We start from the raw sequence: 15,442 nt of genomic DNA, 5'->3' as shown, positions 1-15,442 counted from the left end.
CTGACGCGGCCGATCTGGCCGCGGGTGGCGGATCCGTGGCGCGCTTCCCCTTCTCCCCTTGTGGGAGAAGGTGTCGCCGAAGGCGACGGATGAGGGGTGTTCCAGCGGAGTGAGGCGCTGGCGTTCCCTGGAACACCCCTCATCCGTCTCGGCGCTGCGCGCCGATCCACCTTCTCCCACAAGGGGAGAAGGGGAAGCGCGCCACGGATCCGCCACCCGCGGCCAGATCGGCCGCGTCAGCTTCCTGTAAACCGTCTTCGCCGGATTGCTCGGATAGGAACTCGGCGCGGCGACATAGATGATCTCGGCGGCGATCGGCGCGAAGCCGGCGTAGAAATGGTTCGTCGATTTGATCAGCAGGACGTCCTTCGACAACGGATCGATGCCGATGTTGGAAAAGATATCCGGCTCGAAGGTCTGGGTGCGGTTGGTGTTCAAGATGACATCGACCTCGGTGCCTTCGATGCGCGCCACCGCCGATGGCCCCAGCGTCACGCGGCTCGGCCCGAAGCTCTGCCAACCTTCACGGACCGCCTTCAGCACCGTGACGCGGGCGTCGATCGGCTCGCCGGCCTGAGGGCCGGCCTTGCCGCCGAAGCGCAGGTCAATGACCGCGCCTTCGCCGGCCGCGTGGCAGAAGGTGACCGCGACCGGATCCCAGATCGTTGCCACGCCGACCTTGCCTACGCCGCGCTTAAGCAGCTCGCGCAGCACAATGGTGCCGTCGCCCGGCACGCCGCCGCCCGGATTGTCCCAGATGTCGGCGATCACGACCGGCTTGTCCTTGCGCTCGGCGTGCACGGCTAGCGCCTGCTCGATGCCAGCCGAGGCGGAAAGCATCGTCATGGCCGTCTTTTCGCGTAGCGCATAAAGCTCACGCCCAAGCGTTTCGGCGAGCCTGTCGCCCGTTGCCTTGTCATTGTCGGTGACGACCAGGATGCGCGTACCCATTTCGGGCACGTCGGCCGCCATGAAGCCGTGGATGACCGAGACCGACAGCACGCCGTCCTTGCCATGCAGTGCCTTGATCCTGTCGACGAAGGAGCGCATCGGCTCGCGGCTGGTCGGCAGCACCTGGATCATGCGGCAGTCGAAGGTCGAGATCACCGGCTTGATCTCGCGGCGCGCCGCGGCAAGGCCGAGCTCGACCACATGTTCGCCGCGCTCGTAGAAATCGGTGTGCGGGAATTCGAGGAAGTAGGCCATGACATCGCAGGCCGCGACGCGCTTCGGGGTCAAATGGCTGTGCGGATCGAACTCCGAGGCGATCACCGCTTGCGGGCCGACGATGGCGCGCACGCGCTCCAAGAGATCGCCTTCGCAATCGTCATAGCCCTGCGCCACCATCGCGCCGTGCAATCCCAGGATCACCGCATCGACCGGCAAGGCGGCCTTGAGCTGATCGAGGATCTCGTCGCGCAGCGCTTCATAGGTCTGCCGTTGCACCAAGCCGCCGGGCTCCGCCCAGGTGGCGGTGCCTTCGATGACGGTCAGCCCTTCCTTCGCGGCGCGCTTGCGCAGCGCCACGATCGGCGAGGAGCAGAGCGTCGGCGTCTCCGGATGTTTTCCGGGGCCGGCATAGAAGGCCATCTCGAAGGAAGCCCGGTCGGTCGGGACCGGGGAGAAGGTGTTGGTTTCCGTCGCCAGCGAGGCGGTGAAGATGCGCATGAACGCTCCGTGATGACCTTTTGTTTTTCGCAATTCCGGACGGAAAACCGCTGCGCACTTTTCCTGGAATTGCGGGGATAGCTATTTGACCGCGCCGAGCGCCAATCCGCGGACGAGGTAGCGCTGCAGCCAGATGAAGAGGATCGCCACCGGCAGCGTCGCCAGCAGCGTGGCGGCCATCACATGGTGCCATTCGATCGTATAGCGGCCGGCGACCAGCGAGAAAACCTGGATCGGCAGCGTGTAGCTTTCCTGGCTGCGCAGCATGGTGAGCGCCACGACGAACTCGTTCCAGGCATTGATAAAGGTGAAGATCGCCGTCACCGCGATCGCCGGCAGGCAGAGCGGCAGGAAGACCTTGCGCAGCGTCAGCCAGCGACCGGCGCCTTCCATCCAGGCCGCCTCCTCGAGGTCGCGCGGGATGGTGTCGAAATAGCTCTGCAGCATCCAGACCGTGAAGGCGACGTTGAAGGCCATGTAGATGAAGCCGAGCGCGGTGGTGCTCTCCACCAGCCCCCAGGCCGCCATCAACCGGAACAGGCCTAGCACCAACACGATCGGCGAGATCATCTGCGAGATCAAAAGGAACTGGCGGAAGGCGCCATAGCCGCCGAAGCGGAAGCGCGACATGGCGTAAGCGGCCGGCACCGAGATCAGGATCGCGCCGATGGTCGCCAGCGCCGAGACATAGAGCGAATTGAGCAGCGCCTGGCCGAAACCGGTCGCCACCCACATGTCGGCGAAATTCGACCAGCGGAATTCGCTCGGCCACCAGGTGGGCGTCAGCACCTCCGTGCGCGGCTTGACGGCGGTGAGGAACATGACGGCGAAGGGGAAGATCGTCACCGCGATCAATGGGGCCAGCAGAACCCAGGCGACGATGGTTCGTTTCATCTTGCTGTTCATGCCCGCTGCTCCCGCATGGCCAGCCGCACATAGATCATGGTGAAGACGAGCAGGATCGCGAACATCACCAGCGACACGGCGGAAGCCTCGCCCAGCTTGCCGATGCGGAAGGCGAGCTTATAGAGATGCGTGACCAATATGTCGGTCGAGTTCGCGGGCCCCCCTTGAGTCATCACCCAGATGATCGGGAAGGAGTTGAAGACATAGATGGTGTTGAGCACGATCGCGATGTTGATGAAGGGTTTCAGCAGCGGAAAGGTGATCTCGCGGAACTGCTGGAAGGGCGTCGCGCCCTCGAGCGCTGCGGCTTCGTAGAGATCGTCGGGGATCGAGGACAGGCCGCCGAGGAAGATCGTGGTGGTGAACGGCACCGTCACCAATATGCCGATCAGCACCTGCATCGGGAAGGCGGTTTCGGCGCTGGCCAGCCACTGGATGTTCTGGCTGATCAGGCCGAGCTTCATCAGCGCCGAATTCAGCATGCCGCTCTCGCCGCTGAGCGCCCAGCGCCAGACCACCGCCGTCATGGTCAGCGACACCGCCCAGGGCAGCATGATGACGACACGGGCGAGGCCGCGGCCGTAGAAGTCGGTGTTGAGGATGATCGCCACCGGGATCGACAAAAGCAGCGCGCCGCCGACCACGAGCACGGTCCAGAGCCCGGTGCGCCAAAGCGCGGCGACAAAATCGGGATCGGCGGCGAGCGCCGCGAAATTGGCGAGACCGCTGAACTCGCGCAACTGGCCGAAGCGGTTGACGTCATGCGTCGCGATCTGGATCAGGTCCCAGACCGGCCAGAAGATCACCACCGCCGCCAGGAACAGGCTGGGCAGCGTCAGGAGATAGGGCAGGAGACGATTTTGCATCGGCTGGATGGCACCATGTTGCGGATAGGCAGCAGTGGCAGTGGCATTGGTGCTCAAGACAGGTCCTTTGAATTCCTCGCCGACGCCTGCGCTGCCCCTCACCTGCCTGCCGGCATCCTCTCCCCGTATAGTGACGGGGAGAGGGGCGCTGTCGCCGGCGATTTCGCCAATCGCCGACGTGGCAGGAAAAGCGCAGGCATTGCGGCCAGCTTCTTTCTCCCCGTCACTATACGGGGAGAAATGCCCGGCAGGGCAATGAGGGGCGGCGCCGACGTCGAAGATTTGTCCCTTTGTTCGGAATGATTGCTTGTCGGTCCCGGTTATTTTCGTGGGGAACGGCCGAACACCTTCCAAAAAAGATGTGGCGCGCTCCGACGGGTGGAGCGCGCCACGGGCGCAGGGAGATACGCCCTATTTCTTCTTCAGCACGGCGTTGGCCTTGTCGGCGGCCTCCTTCAGGGCCGCTTCCGGCGTGGCGCTGCCGAGATAGATCTTCTGCATGGCGTCGGACGTGATCTGGGCGATCTCTTCCCAGCCCGGGATGACCGGCGCGAAGCGGGCGTCGGGCAAGAGCGCGGTGAAGGCGGCGAGGTCGGCATTGTTGACGTAATAGTCCATCTTCGCCTCTTCCTTGTTCACCGGCAGGAAGCCTTCGCCCTGCGTGAACTTGGCGCGCTGCTCCTTGGTGAACAGGAAGTCGAGCAGCTTCCAGGCCTCGTCCTTGTTCTTGGAGTTCTTGAACATGATGATGCTATCGGTGACGCCATAGGTGCCGCGCGCGCCGGTCGGGCCGGCGGGAATGGCCGCGACGCCATATTTCAGCTTCGGCGCCTCTTCCTTGATCTGGTTGGAGAGGAAAGGCGCGGTGATCATCATGCCGACCTTGCCCTGCTTGAACAGGTTCTGCACGTCCTCGCGGTTATTGGAGGTCACGCCAGGCTCGGTCAGGCCCTCGTCGATCATCGACTTATAGAGCTTGGCGGCTTCGAGCGCGCCGGGCGTGCTCAAGCCGGACGTGCCGTCCTTGTTGAGGATCTCGGTGCCCTGCGACCACATCGCGTAGTAGTAATAGACATCGGTCTCGATCTCCTTGCCCTGCAGGCCGTAGCCGAAGGCGCCCTGGGCCTTGATCTTGCGCGCGTCCTCCTGCAACTCGGTCCAGGTGGCCGGCGGCTTGGCGATGCCGGCCTTCTCGAACAGCTCCTTGTTATAATACATGGCGCGTGCCGAGGCGGCGATCGGCAGGCCGTAGGTGTGGCCGTCCATGATCGAGGGCTGCAGGAAGGTGTCGATGAAGCGGTCCTTGAACTCCGGCTTGATGTAGCTGTCGAGCGGCTCGGCGACATCCTGCTGGACGAAGTCGATCAGCCAGCGCGTGCCGATGATCGAAAGGTCTGCGTTGGTGCCGGCGGTGATGTCGGTGGTGAGCTTCTGCAGGAGCACATCCCACGGCACCACTTCGTATTTGATGGTGATGCCGGGATTGGCCGCCTCGAACTCCTTCTTGACCTCTTCGAAATAAGGGCCGGTCTTGGCGCTGTATTCGGCGACGGTGACGCGCACCTCGCCGGCATTGGCGGGTGCTGCAAAAGCCAGCATGCTCATTCCGGCCAACAGGCCGACAGTCCATTTCGCAAGGCTCATCTGATTTCCTCCCATGATGCGCATTCGCACCTGGCCTTAGAGGCGCAGGATTTATGTTACTTTCCTACATTATCGAGGGTTATGCCCAATGCAAGCAGTTTATCATGTTGCTAAATTACATTTTGTTGGATAGCGTTCCGTCGCTGTCTGGCACGGCGGAGGAGCGCGCATCGTGGTATCAAAGGCCGATTTCGAGGGCAGAACCGTTGTCGTCACTGGCGCCGGCGGCGGCCTCGGTTCGGCGATCGTTGAGCTCATGGCCGAGCGCGGCGCGCGCATCGTCGGCTGCGACCAATCGGTAGAAGCGCTGGCCGGTCCGCATATCGCCTCTCATCACGTCTTCAACCTGCTCGACCGGGCCTCGATCGAAGCGGCGATACCCGCGCTGCTCGACAAAGACGGCGTTCCCGACATCCTGATCAACAATGCCGGCTGGACGCGCGCCGAAACGTTGAAGGCGCTGACGGCGGACAAAATCGAGCAGGAGCTCGGCCTCAATCTGACCGGCGTGATGACTTTCGCCGATCCGCTCGTCAAGGCGATGTCCGAGCGCGGCTCGGGCAGCGTCGTTTTCATCTCCTCGGTCAACGCGATTTCGCATTTCGGCAATCCCGCTTATGCGGCGGCCAAGGCCGGCATCAACGCCTACGCCAAATCCATCGCCGTCGAGCTCGGCCGCAGCGGGTTGCGCGCCAATGTCGTCTGCCCAGGCTCGATCCGCACCGCCGCCTGGGACCATCGCCTGGCCAAGGATCCCGAGATCTTAGGCCGGCTGAAGCGGCTCTATCCGCTCGGCCGCATCGTCAACGCGTCGGAAGTGGCGGAGGCCGTCGCCTTCCTTGCCTCCGAGCGCGCTTCCGGCATAACAGGTGCCGTGGTGCCCGTGGACGCCGGACTGACAGCCGGCTACCTGCCTTTCATCGACGACATATTGGGAGCGTGACCATGACCGACGTCCAGTTCCGCAACCTGTCGAAATCCTATGGCCAGCACAAAATCCTCGAGGACATCAATCTCGACATCCGGACCGGCGAGTTCGTCGTGCTGGTCGGCCCGTCCGGCTGCGGCAAGTCAACCCTCCTGCGCATGCTGGCAGGGCTGGAGACGATCAGCTCCGGCGACCTCATCATCGGCGGCACGCGTGCCAACGACCTGCCGCCGCAGAAGCGCAATATCGCAATGGTGTTCCAGTCTTACGCGCTGTTCCCGCATCTGAAGGCGTCGGAGAATATCGGCTTCGGCCCGAAGATCCGCGGCGAGACGCGCGCCGCGATCGACGACAAGGTCAAGAAGGCGTCGGGCGTGCTCAACCTCTTTTCCTATCTCGACCGTTATCCGAGACAATTGTCCGGCGGCCAGCGCCAGCGCGTCGCCATGGGCCGCGCGATCGTGCGCGAGCCTTCGGTCTTCCTGTTCGACGAGCCGCTTTCCAATCTCGACGCGCAGTTGCGCGTGCAGATGCGCACCGAGATCAAGGCGCTGCACCAGCGGCTGAAATCGACCATCGTTTACGTCACCCACGACCAGATCGAGGCGATGACCATGGCCGACCGCATCGTGGTGATGGATCGCGGCCGCATCCAGCAGGTCGGGCAGCCGCTGGAGCTCTATGACCGGCCGGCCAACAAATTCGTCGCCGCCTTCATCGGCTCGCCCTCTATGAGCTTCGTCTCCGGCGCGCTGAAGACCGCCGGAGCCAAGTCCTGGTTCGAGACGACGGGTGGCGGCCGTCTGGCGCTCCCGGGCAAGACCGCGTCCGGCAGCGACACGGTCGAGGCCGGCATCCGGCCCGAGCACTTCGTGGTCGGTGCCGGCGACGATGCCCTCGCCATCAAGGTCGACGTCGTCGAGCCGACCGGCTCGGAAACCCATGTCTATGGCTCGGTCGGCGACGACACGGTGCGCGCGGTGTTCCGCGACCGGCTGCAGGTGAAGCCCGGCGACCGGCTGCCGGTGAGCGTCGATCCGCGCAACATCCACCTCTTCGACAAGGCGACGGGCCTGCCGCTCTGAGATGATGACATGAAGACCCCGGCCGACATCATCACCCGCCTGCAATTGATATCGCAGGACGGCACCAAGTCGGATCGCCGGCTGGCAGGGCTGGTGCTTTCCGATCTCGACTTCGCCTCGAAGGCCGCGATCTCGGAGATCGCCGCGCGCGTCGGCGTCAGCGAGCCGACCGTCACCCGCTTCTGCCGCAATCTCGGCTGCGAGGGTCTTCGCGATTTCAAGTTCTACCTGGCGCAGGCAATCGCTATTGGCGGCCAGTATCTGTCGCCGGAGCCGCTCAGCCGCGACGCACGCGAGCAGCGCATCGCGTCGGCGATCACCGAGGCGGCGATCGCCGCCATCCAGCGCGCCAGCGAAAACCTCGACATGACGACGCTGATGGACGTCGCCGCCCGCATCGCCGCTTCCGGCAATGTGCTGTGCATCGGCTCAGGCGGCATTTCCTCGATGATGGCGACCGAGATGCAGAACCGGCTGTTTCGGCTGGGCCTCTCGGCGCTCGCCCAGACCGACGGCCAGCTGCAGCGCATGTATGCGGCCGTCGCGACGCCCGAGACGACGCTGCTTGCCTTCTCCGTCTCGGGCTATGCGCGCTCGGTGATCGAGGCTGTCCAGGTTGCGCAGCAATACGGCGCGGCGACCGTTGCCATCACCGCGCCGGATTCGGCCCTGGCCAAGGTCGCCGACACGGTGATCCTTCTGCAGTCCGTCGAGGACGGCAACATCTACAAGCCGACCTCGTCGCGCTACGCGCTTTTGGCCATCCTCGACATGATCGCCACCACGGTGGCGGAAGCGCGCGGGCTGAAAGTGCTGGAGAATCTGCGCCGCATCAAGCAGAGCGTGAACACGCTGAAGGTGGACGATCCAAGACTGCCGCTGGGGGATTGAGCGGTTGCAGCGGCTTGCGCCTTCGAAGTTGGCGATCGTTCGCGCCCCCCCCTCTGGCCTGCCGGACATCTCCCCCTCTTGGCTACGCTATGCACACATCGTCTGTGACTGGCGCGACTGATCAGGCCAAGGCTTGATTGCCAGGTGGTTCCCCCAATCCGTCGCTGCTTCGCAGCGCCACATCCCCCCTCCGGAGGGAAAGGAAGGGAGCGTTGCTGGACGGGCGTTGACGGCAAAAGCTTGGCGCCTTTCCTCTACCCCGTCGATCGGGGAGAGGTGGCTCGGCGAAGCCGAGACGGAGTGGGGGTCGACCAGCGCTACATAAGGGGCGCGGCTGCCAATCGGGGAGATGTCCGGCAGGACAGAAGGGGGCGCTGTCCCGCCTGCATCTCAAATTTAGATTAACCGATTAAAGCCTCGACGATCTTCGCCAGCTCGGCCCCATCACCCACGACCCGCAGCGTCTTCAGTCGCGATGTGCTGCCGGCGACCACCGAAACGGCCGACACCGGCACACCCAGTGCCTTGGCCAGCAGCCGTTCCAGCGCTTGATTGGCGGCGCCGTTCTCCGGAACGGCGCGGACGCGGGCCTTGAGGTGACTGCGACCGTCGGCAGCGGTCTCGACGCCGTCGATCCGGTCGAGCGCCGCTTTCGGCGTCAGCCGCACGTAGAGGTCGATGCCGTTCTCGCGCTGCCGAAACGGCGTGCTCATCAGCCGCCGGTCACGACCCAGGACCAGACGGTGGTGACCAGGAACTGCCGGATGAAGAAGATGATCAGAAGCAGGATGATCGGCGAGATGTCGATGCCGCCGAGATCGGGCATGAAGCGGCGGATCGGGCGCAATGCCGGATCGGTCAGCCGGTAGAGCATGTTGCCGACGCTGCCGACGAACTGGTTGCGCGAGTTGACGACATTGAAGGCGTAGAGCCAGGAAAAGATCGCCGAGGCGATGATGATCCACCAGTAGATATCAAGCGCCATGACGATGGTCTGAATAAGGGCGATCATGCCGGTCTCCAAATTGTCGCCGACATGTAGCCATTGCTTGGCGTGCGGGCAAGGCCCGCGGGCTTGGCGTGCGGGCAAGGCCCGCGGGCTTGGCGGGCGGGCAAGGCCCGCGGGCTTGGCGGGCGGCCATGCCCGCCAGTCACGGCGCTCGTCGCTGCCGGTCTTTCGCCTTGACATGAAACCGCCGCGACCGATACAAGCCCATCCGCTGGAACGGGGCTGTAGCTCAGCTGGGAGAGCGCATCGTTCGCAATGATGAGGTCAGGGGTTCGATCCCCCTCAGCTCCACCAGCCAGCACACGCATGTGCCTTTCGCGCGCGGTTGCCCTCTTCGCTCAGCATTTTGCGACTGCCGGATTTTCGGGCCGCGTGCTTGGAACCAATGGTGGGGCAACACGGTTCAGCTATACGTTTGAAGCTGATGTGCCCGGCCAGCTGGGTAAGCGGCGATGCTTGAGGAGGTCCCCATCATGAAGATTTCGTCCAGGTTCCGTTCAGTCGCGGTTGCGGCAATCGCCGCGGCGGGCGTCAGCATCGCCAGCGCCGCGCATGCCGACAGCGGCACGATCCGCTTCTCCGTCTACAAGGCGGCCTTCTTCATCGGCGGCTCCGGCGGCGAAGGCACGCTGACCTTCCATGGCAAACACTATCCGATCTCGGTCGGCGGCGTCTCGGGCGGCCTCGCCTTCGGCGCGTCCAAGACCTATTTCCAGGGCAGGGTGCGCCATATCCGGCGCGCCAGCGACGTAACGGGCGTCTACGGCGCAGCCGGCGGCGGCGGCGCGCTCGGCAGAGGCGCCCAGGTGATCGTCATGACCAATGACAAGGGCGCCCAGCTCGAGCTCAGCGGCAGGCAGGTCGGCCTGCAGGTCAACGCCGACCTCAGCGGCATGAGCATCGCGCTGAAGAGGTAGGAGCAGCAACTCCTTCCGCTAGTGCGTTTCACCGTTTCACGGAAACGACGAAACGCCCTATCTCTTTGTTTTTTATGCAATTCCGGACGGAAAACCGCTCACACTTTTCCTGGAATTGCTCTAACTGGATGGGCCGGATTCGCGAAGGTCGGCGGCTCGGACCTTTCCGGTTGCGGCAGGCAGATTCGTTCGCCGGGCGGCTCACTCGATTCCGCTTATCTGGAGACCGCCGGCGTCTTGTAGCGGTGCTGGCGCGCGTAAGCCACGCAGGCGTCCACGGTGCTGACGCACAGCGCATCGCGGCTGTTCGGCAAGTTATTGTCGCCGGCATAGGCCACCTCTGCGACGTGGCCGTTGAGCATGCGTATCTGCGTGTTGCAATAGCCGCCGGGAGCGACATTGACCGACCCGCCGACAGCAGGAATCGCACCCACGGCCAAAGTCGGCACCGCGATACTGAGGTTGCTGCGTTGCACTGTGCGCTGGTAGGTCCAGATCTGGCCGGATGATCCCACATCGGCCGTTGCGCTCGGAAAGCCGGCGCACATGCGGACATCGGCCTCGCTGAGACCGACCATCTCCTTGCGGGCAGCGGCCGTGGTGGCGTCGACCTTGGCGATGCTCGACGTATCATCGGGGATGACGCAGGACGACAGAGTGGAGATGCCTGCCGCAACAAAGGCAAGTTTTCGAATGTGCAAGGATGTCATGCCGTCGGTCGGAATTGTGTGCCGCCCCAGCGCCCTCCTGCCTACCTAGGCAATCAGCCAAACGCGTCAACCCGCGGAATGCAGACGCCTTCCGCGCCGATGCGCTCACACCACCCGGAAGTAGCTCGTCATGCCGGTCTTCTGATGCTCGATGATGTGGCAATGCAGCAGCCAGTCGCCGGGATTATCGGCGACGAAGCCGAGCTGCACCTTCTCGTCGGGCTGGATGAGATAGGTGTCGGAGATTAGCGGCTGCACTGACCTGGTCGATGACGACAGCACCTTGAAGCTCATGCCGTGCAGATGGATCGGGTGCGCGTGCGGGGTCAGGTTCTCCATGTCGATGACATAGCTGCGGCCGAGCTTCAGCTCGGCGAGCGGCGCGGTCGGGTCGGGCGTGTCGCCCGGCCACGGCACCTTGTTGATCGCCCAGAAACTGTAGCCGAGCGAGCCGCAGATGCCGTCGGTCGCAACGTTTTCCGCCGTCGCGCTCAGCGCCAGGGGAATCCGCTTGGCGCTTGTCAGGTCCACCTCCGACACCGGGTTGGCTTCAAGCGGGCCAAGATCGCGCAGATCGTGCTTGAGCGATTTGCCGACCGAGCGCAGCGTCGCCAGGATTTTCGGCTTGGTGCCCCTGACATCGCGCAGGCTGACGATCGCGCCCTCCTCGTCGGGCATGCGGATGGCAAGCTCCAGCCGCTGGCCAGGCCCCAGTTGCAAGGCATCCGGCGTAAACCGCTGCGGCACCGGATTGCCGTCGAGCGCGATGACCGCAGCTTCGGCGCCGTCGACGCGCAAGGCATAGATGCGGGTGACGTCGGTGATGGCGGCGCGCAGCCGCACCAGCCCGCCGGCCGGCGCATCGAATTGCGGCTGGCCCTGCCAATTGGCGGTGCGCACCGTGCCGAAGGTGCCGGCCTTGGCCGCGTCGCGCGGCCTGAACGGCTCGATGAACTGGCCGTCGTCGCCAAGCCGCCAGTCGCGCAGGTTGACGACCGCCTCGACATCGAAGACCGGGTCCTTCGGGTTCTCGACCACGATCACGCCGGTCAGGCCGTGACCCATCTGGACCAGCGTGTTGCAATGCGGGTGGTACCAGAAGGTGCCGGCGTCGGGCGGCGTGAATTCATAGTCGAAACGGTCGCCCCGATAGACATAGGGCTGCACCAGGAACGGCACGCCGTCCATCTTGTTGGGAACGCGGATGCCATGCCAGTGGATGGTCGTCGGATCGTCGATGCCGTTGATCAGGCGCGCGGCAAACGGCTCGCCCTTTCTCATCCTGACGACCGGCGGCATGCCGGCCTCGCCGTAGGTCAGCACATTCTTCGTCGGCGCACCCTTCATCAGCTGCGCCTCGATGGTGGCGGTCTTCAGGATCAGCGGCTCGGGCTTCGACGCCGCCCAGCCGGCAAACTTGCCGGCGGCGGAGAGGCCGATACCGGCCGCGCCGGCGGCCGCGACGCCCTGAAGGAGTTTGCGGCGTGTGAGGGCCAACATTGGAATCCCGAAATAGATGAGTAACTGAGTCGGGCTTTATCATCGTTCGCGCAGTTTCCGAAACGGATAGATCGCCGCTCTGCGACCGCGACAATGGGAGGTCGTGAATGGTAGGGGTCGGGAGTATGGTTGACGGGAGAAGGGGGCCTCACGTCGATCCGATTGCCTGACGCACAGTTGCGATCGTCCATTCGACAGCGCGGTGATCAATGGTGCCGTGCACGGGGGACTGGCCCATCTCCGTCATGATGGCGGAGGCCGAACGATGACCGTCCTTGGCTGTTTGCCAAATCACGATGTCGACGATCGCACCATCCTCGCGCTCGCAGATGCGACGGGCTATGAAACCCGGTTGTTGTTGAATCCAGGCATTGATATCCGCGTTGGCCGCGATGAAATCGTCGATCGCCAGGCCCTCTGCCAGGCGCAGGACAGTCATTTCTATTGCTTGGCTCATTTTTTGGCTTCCTGCCTTAGGCTGCGTTGATATTCAGGTGATGCCGGCCTGCGAATGATCGCCGCGTTGCTTGGCCAGGGTGAGACTCCGAAGACCGAGACCGGTCACTTCCCGGGCCATCTCGATAAATCAAACTCTATTATAATGCATCCAATGCAATAACTGTTCTTTATCGTTTTGAAAGGCATTGTTGGGACCCTGCAACCGCAGGCAGAAAGTTGGTAGGAGTCACGACGATTCAATACATCAATAGGTCGATCCAAGCGCGCTTGCTCGTCCTTTCTGGCCTCTTTTTCGGCATCCTCGCCGGCGCATTGTCGTTTGCGCTGATCAGCATCGAATCCGTCGAGGACATGGCGGAAAGTCTGAACCTCAATTCTCTGCCTGCGGCGCGAATTCTCGATGATGCGAGCGTCCAACTCGCCCATCTCAGGGCTGCGGAAGCCACGCTGTTGCCCGGTAAGGCCAGCCCGGAGTTCGCGCAAGTTCAGGGACAGCTTCGACAGCTTCAAAACGCTTATTCGACCTTGGACGTTTCCGACGACGAGCGCAGCCTCGCCGGGACCTTCGACAAGGCGCTCAAAGCTTATGTTGACGCATACAACGCCTGGACCGCCGACCGGCTTCCGGCGCAAGCAGAACAGGCGGCCGACGAAAGCGAGAGACTTCCCAGGCTCGGCCAGGCAGCCACGAGCGCACTCAGCGCCCTGAAGAGCGCAGCTGTGGCCCAGGCGAAGAGCAATGCCGACGCAGCCGAGAAGACAGCCGAAATCACTCTCGACCTCATGGTCGGCCTTGGTGCGATCGGACTCATTCTCACGGCAGGGATCATCTGGCACCTCAAGAAACGCCTGTCCGACCCGCTTGTCTCGATCACGCGCGGCTTGGCAAGCCTCGCCGGCGGCAGAACAGATATCGCCGTCCCCGAATTCGACCGCTCCGACGAAATCGGTGCGCTGGCGAAGGCTTTTCAAGTGTTTCGCGAGTCCACGATGGCGCGGCAGCGGGCGGAGGCCTCGCTGGCAGAGCAGAATCGTCGCTTTGATGCTGCCTTGGTGAACCTGCCGCACGGGATGTGCATGTTCGACGCGCAGGAGCGCCTGATCCTCTGCAATGCTCAATATAGTCGCATGTACGATCTGCCAGCCGATCTGATCGCGCCTGGCACGCCGCTTGATCGCATTCTCGACTACCGGGCTTCCGTCGGCAACGGACCGGCCGATCCGGCGACCTATTTCGACGTGGTGGTGCTGGCGCAATCCAAGGGCACGATCGCGAGCACCAAGATAGACATGACCGATGGCCGAACTATCAGGATCACGCACAATCCCATGGCCGATGGAGGCTATGTCGCAACGCATGAGGACGTGACCGAGAGCGTCAGGGCAGAGGCGAAAATCGCGCACATGGCGGGTCACGACGCGCTTACGGGTCTTCCCAATCGTTACCTGCTTCACGAGAAGATCGCAGAGATCCTAGTCCGTGCAGCGTACAACGAACAGGTGGCCGTCCTTTGCCTCGACCTCGATCAGTTCAAGATCGTCAACGATACGCTCGGCCATCCGATCGGCGACCTGCTCTTGAAAGCGGTCGCGGACCGTCTGCGTGGCTGCGTGCCCGAAGCGGATATCCTTGCGCGCCTCGGCGGCGATGAGTTCGTCATTGTTCAGGCCAACACCGGCTGGCCGGAGCAGATAGAGGCGCTCGCCCGCAACATCACCGACAACGTGAGCCAGCCATTCGATCTCGATGGTCATCAAGTCGTGGTCAGCACGAGTATTGGCGTTGCCCTCGGCCCGGACGATGCGGCAGACGCGGACCGTCTCCTCAAGAATGCGGACATGGCGCTGTACCGGGCCAAAGCGGACGGCCGGGGCACCTACCGCTTCTTTGAAGCGGAGATGGATGCCCGCGCACAGCAGCGCCGGCAGCTCGAGTTGGATCTGAGGCGTGGCTTGGTCAGCAACGAATTCCGGCTTTACTACCAGCCTGTCGTCGACACTCAGACCCGGAAGATCATCGGCTTTGAGGCGCTTTTGCGATGGATGCACCCGGATCGCGGCATCGTCTCGCCGGCGGAATTCATTCCCTTGGCAGAAGAAATCGGCGCAATCATTCCGTTGGGAGAATGGGTGATCCGTCAGGCCTGTGCCGATGCGGCTACATGGTCCAAGGATGTCAAAGTAGCCGTCAACCTGTCGGCGGTTCAGTTCAAGAGCCGCACCCTCGTGCACAAGGTGGCGTCCGCATTGGCGGATTCTGGCCTCTCGCCGCAAAGGCTGGAGATGGAGATTACCGAATCCGTGCTGCTCGCCAACAGCGAGGCGACGCTTGCCGCCCTGTACGACCTAAAGCGCCTGGGGGTGCGGATCGCCATGGACGATTTCGGGACGGGATATTCGTCGCTGAGCTACTTGCGTTCCTTCCCGTTCGACAAGATCAAAATCGACCGCTCATTCGTCATGGAGCTGGGAACCAGGGATGGCGCGTCCGCGATCGTCAGGACGGTCGCAAATCTTGGCGCCAGCCTCGGCATGATCACGACCGCCGAAGGTGTTGAAACCGCCGAGCAGTTCGCGCAGGTGCGCGAGGAGGGGTGCACTGAGGTTCAGGGCTACTATTTCAGCCCGCCCCGGCCAGCTGGCGAAGTCATGGAGATGCTCGAACGAGAGCTTGCCTCTGCCGCCTGAGAAGCCGCTAGCATTGTCACGGGAATCTGCAGGAGGCGCGAATCCGTTGGACCAGGCATCTGCTAGTAGCACTGCACAGGGATTTTGACCGGTCGGCTCAGGCGGTATACCTTGGAGATTGGCCGAAACGCCCATCGCGATCGTCATTCCAGGGCGGAGCAGGAGCGAAGC

At 63.3% G+C, this 15,442-nt stretch carries 13 protein-coding genes, 1 tRNA gene and 1 pseudogene; 6 read left to right on the top strand and 9 right to left on the bottom strand.

Annotated elements, in window-relative coordinates:
* Nucleotides 1–201: 201 nt before the first annotated feature.
* The 4 genes and pseudogenes from FJ980_RS25265 to FJ980_RS25245 all read right to left on the bottom strand — a co-directional run.
* Nucleotides 202–1,668: pseudogene (locus FJ980_RS25265) on the bottom strand (M81 family metallopeptidase); the annotation flags it as partial.
* An 81-nt stretch (nucleotides 1,669–1,749) separates the two neighbouring features.
* Nucleotides 1,750–2,574 carry a carbohydrate ABC transporter permease gene (locus FJ980_RS25260; RefSeq protein ID WP_140546426.1) on the bottom strand — a complete coding sequence of 275 codons (825 nt, stop codon included), beginning with the start codon at nucleotides 2,572–2,574 and terminating at the stop codon, nucleotides 1,750–1,752.
* Nucleotides 2,571–3,440, bottom strand: a complete 870-nt coding sequence (locus FJ980_RS25255) for a sugar ABC transporter permease (RefSeq protein WP_140546425.1) — start codon at nucleotides 3,438–3,440, stop codon at nucleotides 2,571–2,573. Before FJ980_RS25255 ends, FJ980_RS25260 begins: the two co-directional genes overlap by 4 nt.
* A gap of 411 nt (nucleotides 3,441–3,851) precedes the next feature.
* On the bottom strand, nucleotides 3,852–5,084 hold the full coding sequence (locus tag FJ980_RS25245) for a sugar ABC transporter substrate-binding protein (protein ID WP_140546424.1): 1,233 nt from the start codon (nucleotides 5,082–5,084) through the stop codon (nucleotides 3,852–3,854).
* 172 nt (nucleotides 5,085–5,256) lie between these two features.
* Here FJ980_RS25245 and FJ980_RS25240 point away from each other — a divergent pair, with 172 nt between their 5' ends.
* The 3 genes from FJ980_RS25240 to FJ980_RS25230 are packed head-to-tail and all read left to right on the top strand — an operon-like array spanning nucleotide 5,257 to nucleotide 7,988.
* Complete coding sequence (locus FJ980_RS25240) at nucleotides 5,257–6,027, top strand: SDR family oxidoreductase (RefSeq protein ID WP_140546423.1); 771 nt, start codon at nucleotides 5,257–5,259, stop codon at nucleotides 6,025–6,027.
* A 2-nt stretch (nucleotides 6,028–6,029) separates the two neighbouring features.
* On the top strand, nucleotides 6,030–7,097 hold the full coding sequence (gene ugpC, locus FJ980_RS25235; protein ID WP_140546422.1) for a sn-glycerol-3-phosphate ABC transporter ATP-binding protein UgpC: 1,068 nt from the start codon (nucleotides 6,030–6,032) through the stop codon (nucleotides 7,095–7,097).
* 9 nt (nucleotides 7,098–7,106) lie between these two features.
* Nucleotides 7,107–7,988 (top strand): MurR/RpiR family transcriptional regulator, encoded by an 882-nt coding sequence (locus tag FJ980_RS25230; RefSeq protein ID WP_140546421.1) that lies wholly within the window; start codon nucleotides 7,107–7,109, stop codon nucleotides 7,986–7,988.
* A gap of 401 nt (nucleotides 7,989–8,389) precedes the next feature.
* Here FJ980_RS25230 and FJ980_RS25225 read toward each other — a convergent pair whose 3' ends face one another.
* Nucleotides 8,390–8,701 (bottom strand): DUF167 family protein, encoded by a 312-nt coding sequence (locus FJ980_RS25225; protein ID WP_140546420.1) that lies wholly within the window; start codon nucleotides 8,699–8,701, stop codon nucleotides 8,390–8,392.
* The gene (locus FJ980_RS25220; RefSeq protein ID WP_135888880.1) at nucleotides 8,701–9,000 is read right to left on the bottom strand and encodes a YggT family protein; all 300 of its coding nucleotides are present in this window, start codon (nucleotides 8,998–9,000) and stop codon (nucleotides 8,701–8,703) included. The genes FJ980_RS25225 and FJ980_RS25220 overlap by 1 nt, the downstream gene beginning before the upstream one ends.
* Nucleotides 9,001–9,215: 215 nt before the next feature.
* On the opposite strand from FJ980_RS25220, the gene FJ980_RS25215 reads away from it, so the two are divergent.
* Both FJ980_RS25215 and FJ980_RS25210 read left to right on the top strand, forming a co-directional pair.
* A tRNA-Ala gene (locus tag FJ980_RS25215) sits at nucleotides 9,216–9,291 on the top strand.
* A 179-nt stretch (nucleotides 9,292–9,470) separates the two neighbouring features.
* The gene (locus tag FJ980_RS25210) at nucleotides 9,471–9,914 is read left to right on the top strand and encodes a hypothetical protein (protein ID WP_140546419.1); all 444 of its coding nucleotides are present in this window, start codon (nucleotides 9,471–9,473) and stop codon (nucleotides 9,912–9,914) included.
* Nucleotides 9,915–10,129: 215 nt separating this feature from the next.
* Here FJ980_RS25210 and FJ980_RS25205 read toward each other — a convergent pair whose 3' ends face one another.
* The 3 genes from FJ980_RS25205 to FJ980_RS25195 form a co-directional block, all read right to left on the bottom strand.
* Nucleotides 10,130–10,624, bottom strand: coding sequence for a hypothetical protein (locus FJ980_RS25205; protein ID WP_140546418.1), 495 nt, complete (start codon nucleotides 10,622–10,624; stop codon nucleotides 10,130–10,132).
* A 105-nt stretch (nucleotides 10,625–10,729) separates the two neighbouring features.
* Entirely contained in the window at nucleotides 10,730–12,124 is a 1,395-nt protein-coding gene (locus FJ980_RS25200; protein ID WP_140546417.1) for a multicopper oxidase family protein, read from the bottom strand.
* Between the two features lie 148 nt (nucleotides 12,125–12,272).
* Complete coding sequence (locus FJ980_RS25195; RefSeq protein WP_140546416.1) at nucleotides 12,273–12,581, bottom strand: hypothetical protein; 309 nt, start codon at nucleotides 12,579–12,581, stop codon at nucleotides 12,273–12,275.
* A gap of 269 nt (nucleotides 12,582–12,850) precedes the next feature.
* Between FJ980_RS25195 and FJ980_RS25190 the strand changes: the two genes are divergently transcribed.
* The gene (locus FJ980_RS25190; RefSeq protein WP_140546415.1) at nucleotides 12,851–15,271 is read left to right on the top strand and encodes an EAL domain-containing protein; all 2,421 of its coding nucleotides are present in this window, start codon (nucleotides 12,851–12,853) and stop codon (nucleotides 15,269–15,271) included.
* Nucleotides 15,272–15,442 lie beyond the last annotated feature (171 nt).

The sequence above is a fragment of the Mesorhizobium sp. B1-1-5 genome (genome assembly GCF_006443065.1).
Lineage (GTDB): Bacteria > Pseudomonadota > Alphaproteobacteria > Rhizobiales > Rhizobiaceae > Mesorhizobium.
Note: the sequence above shows the minus strand (reverse complement) of the source record. Positions and strands in the feature narration are given on the sequence as shown.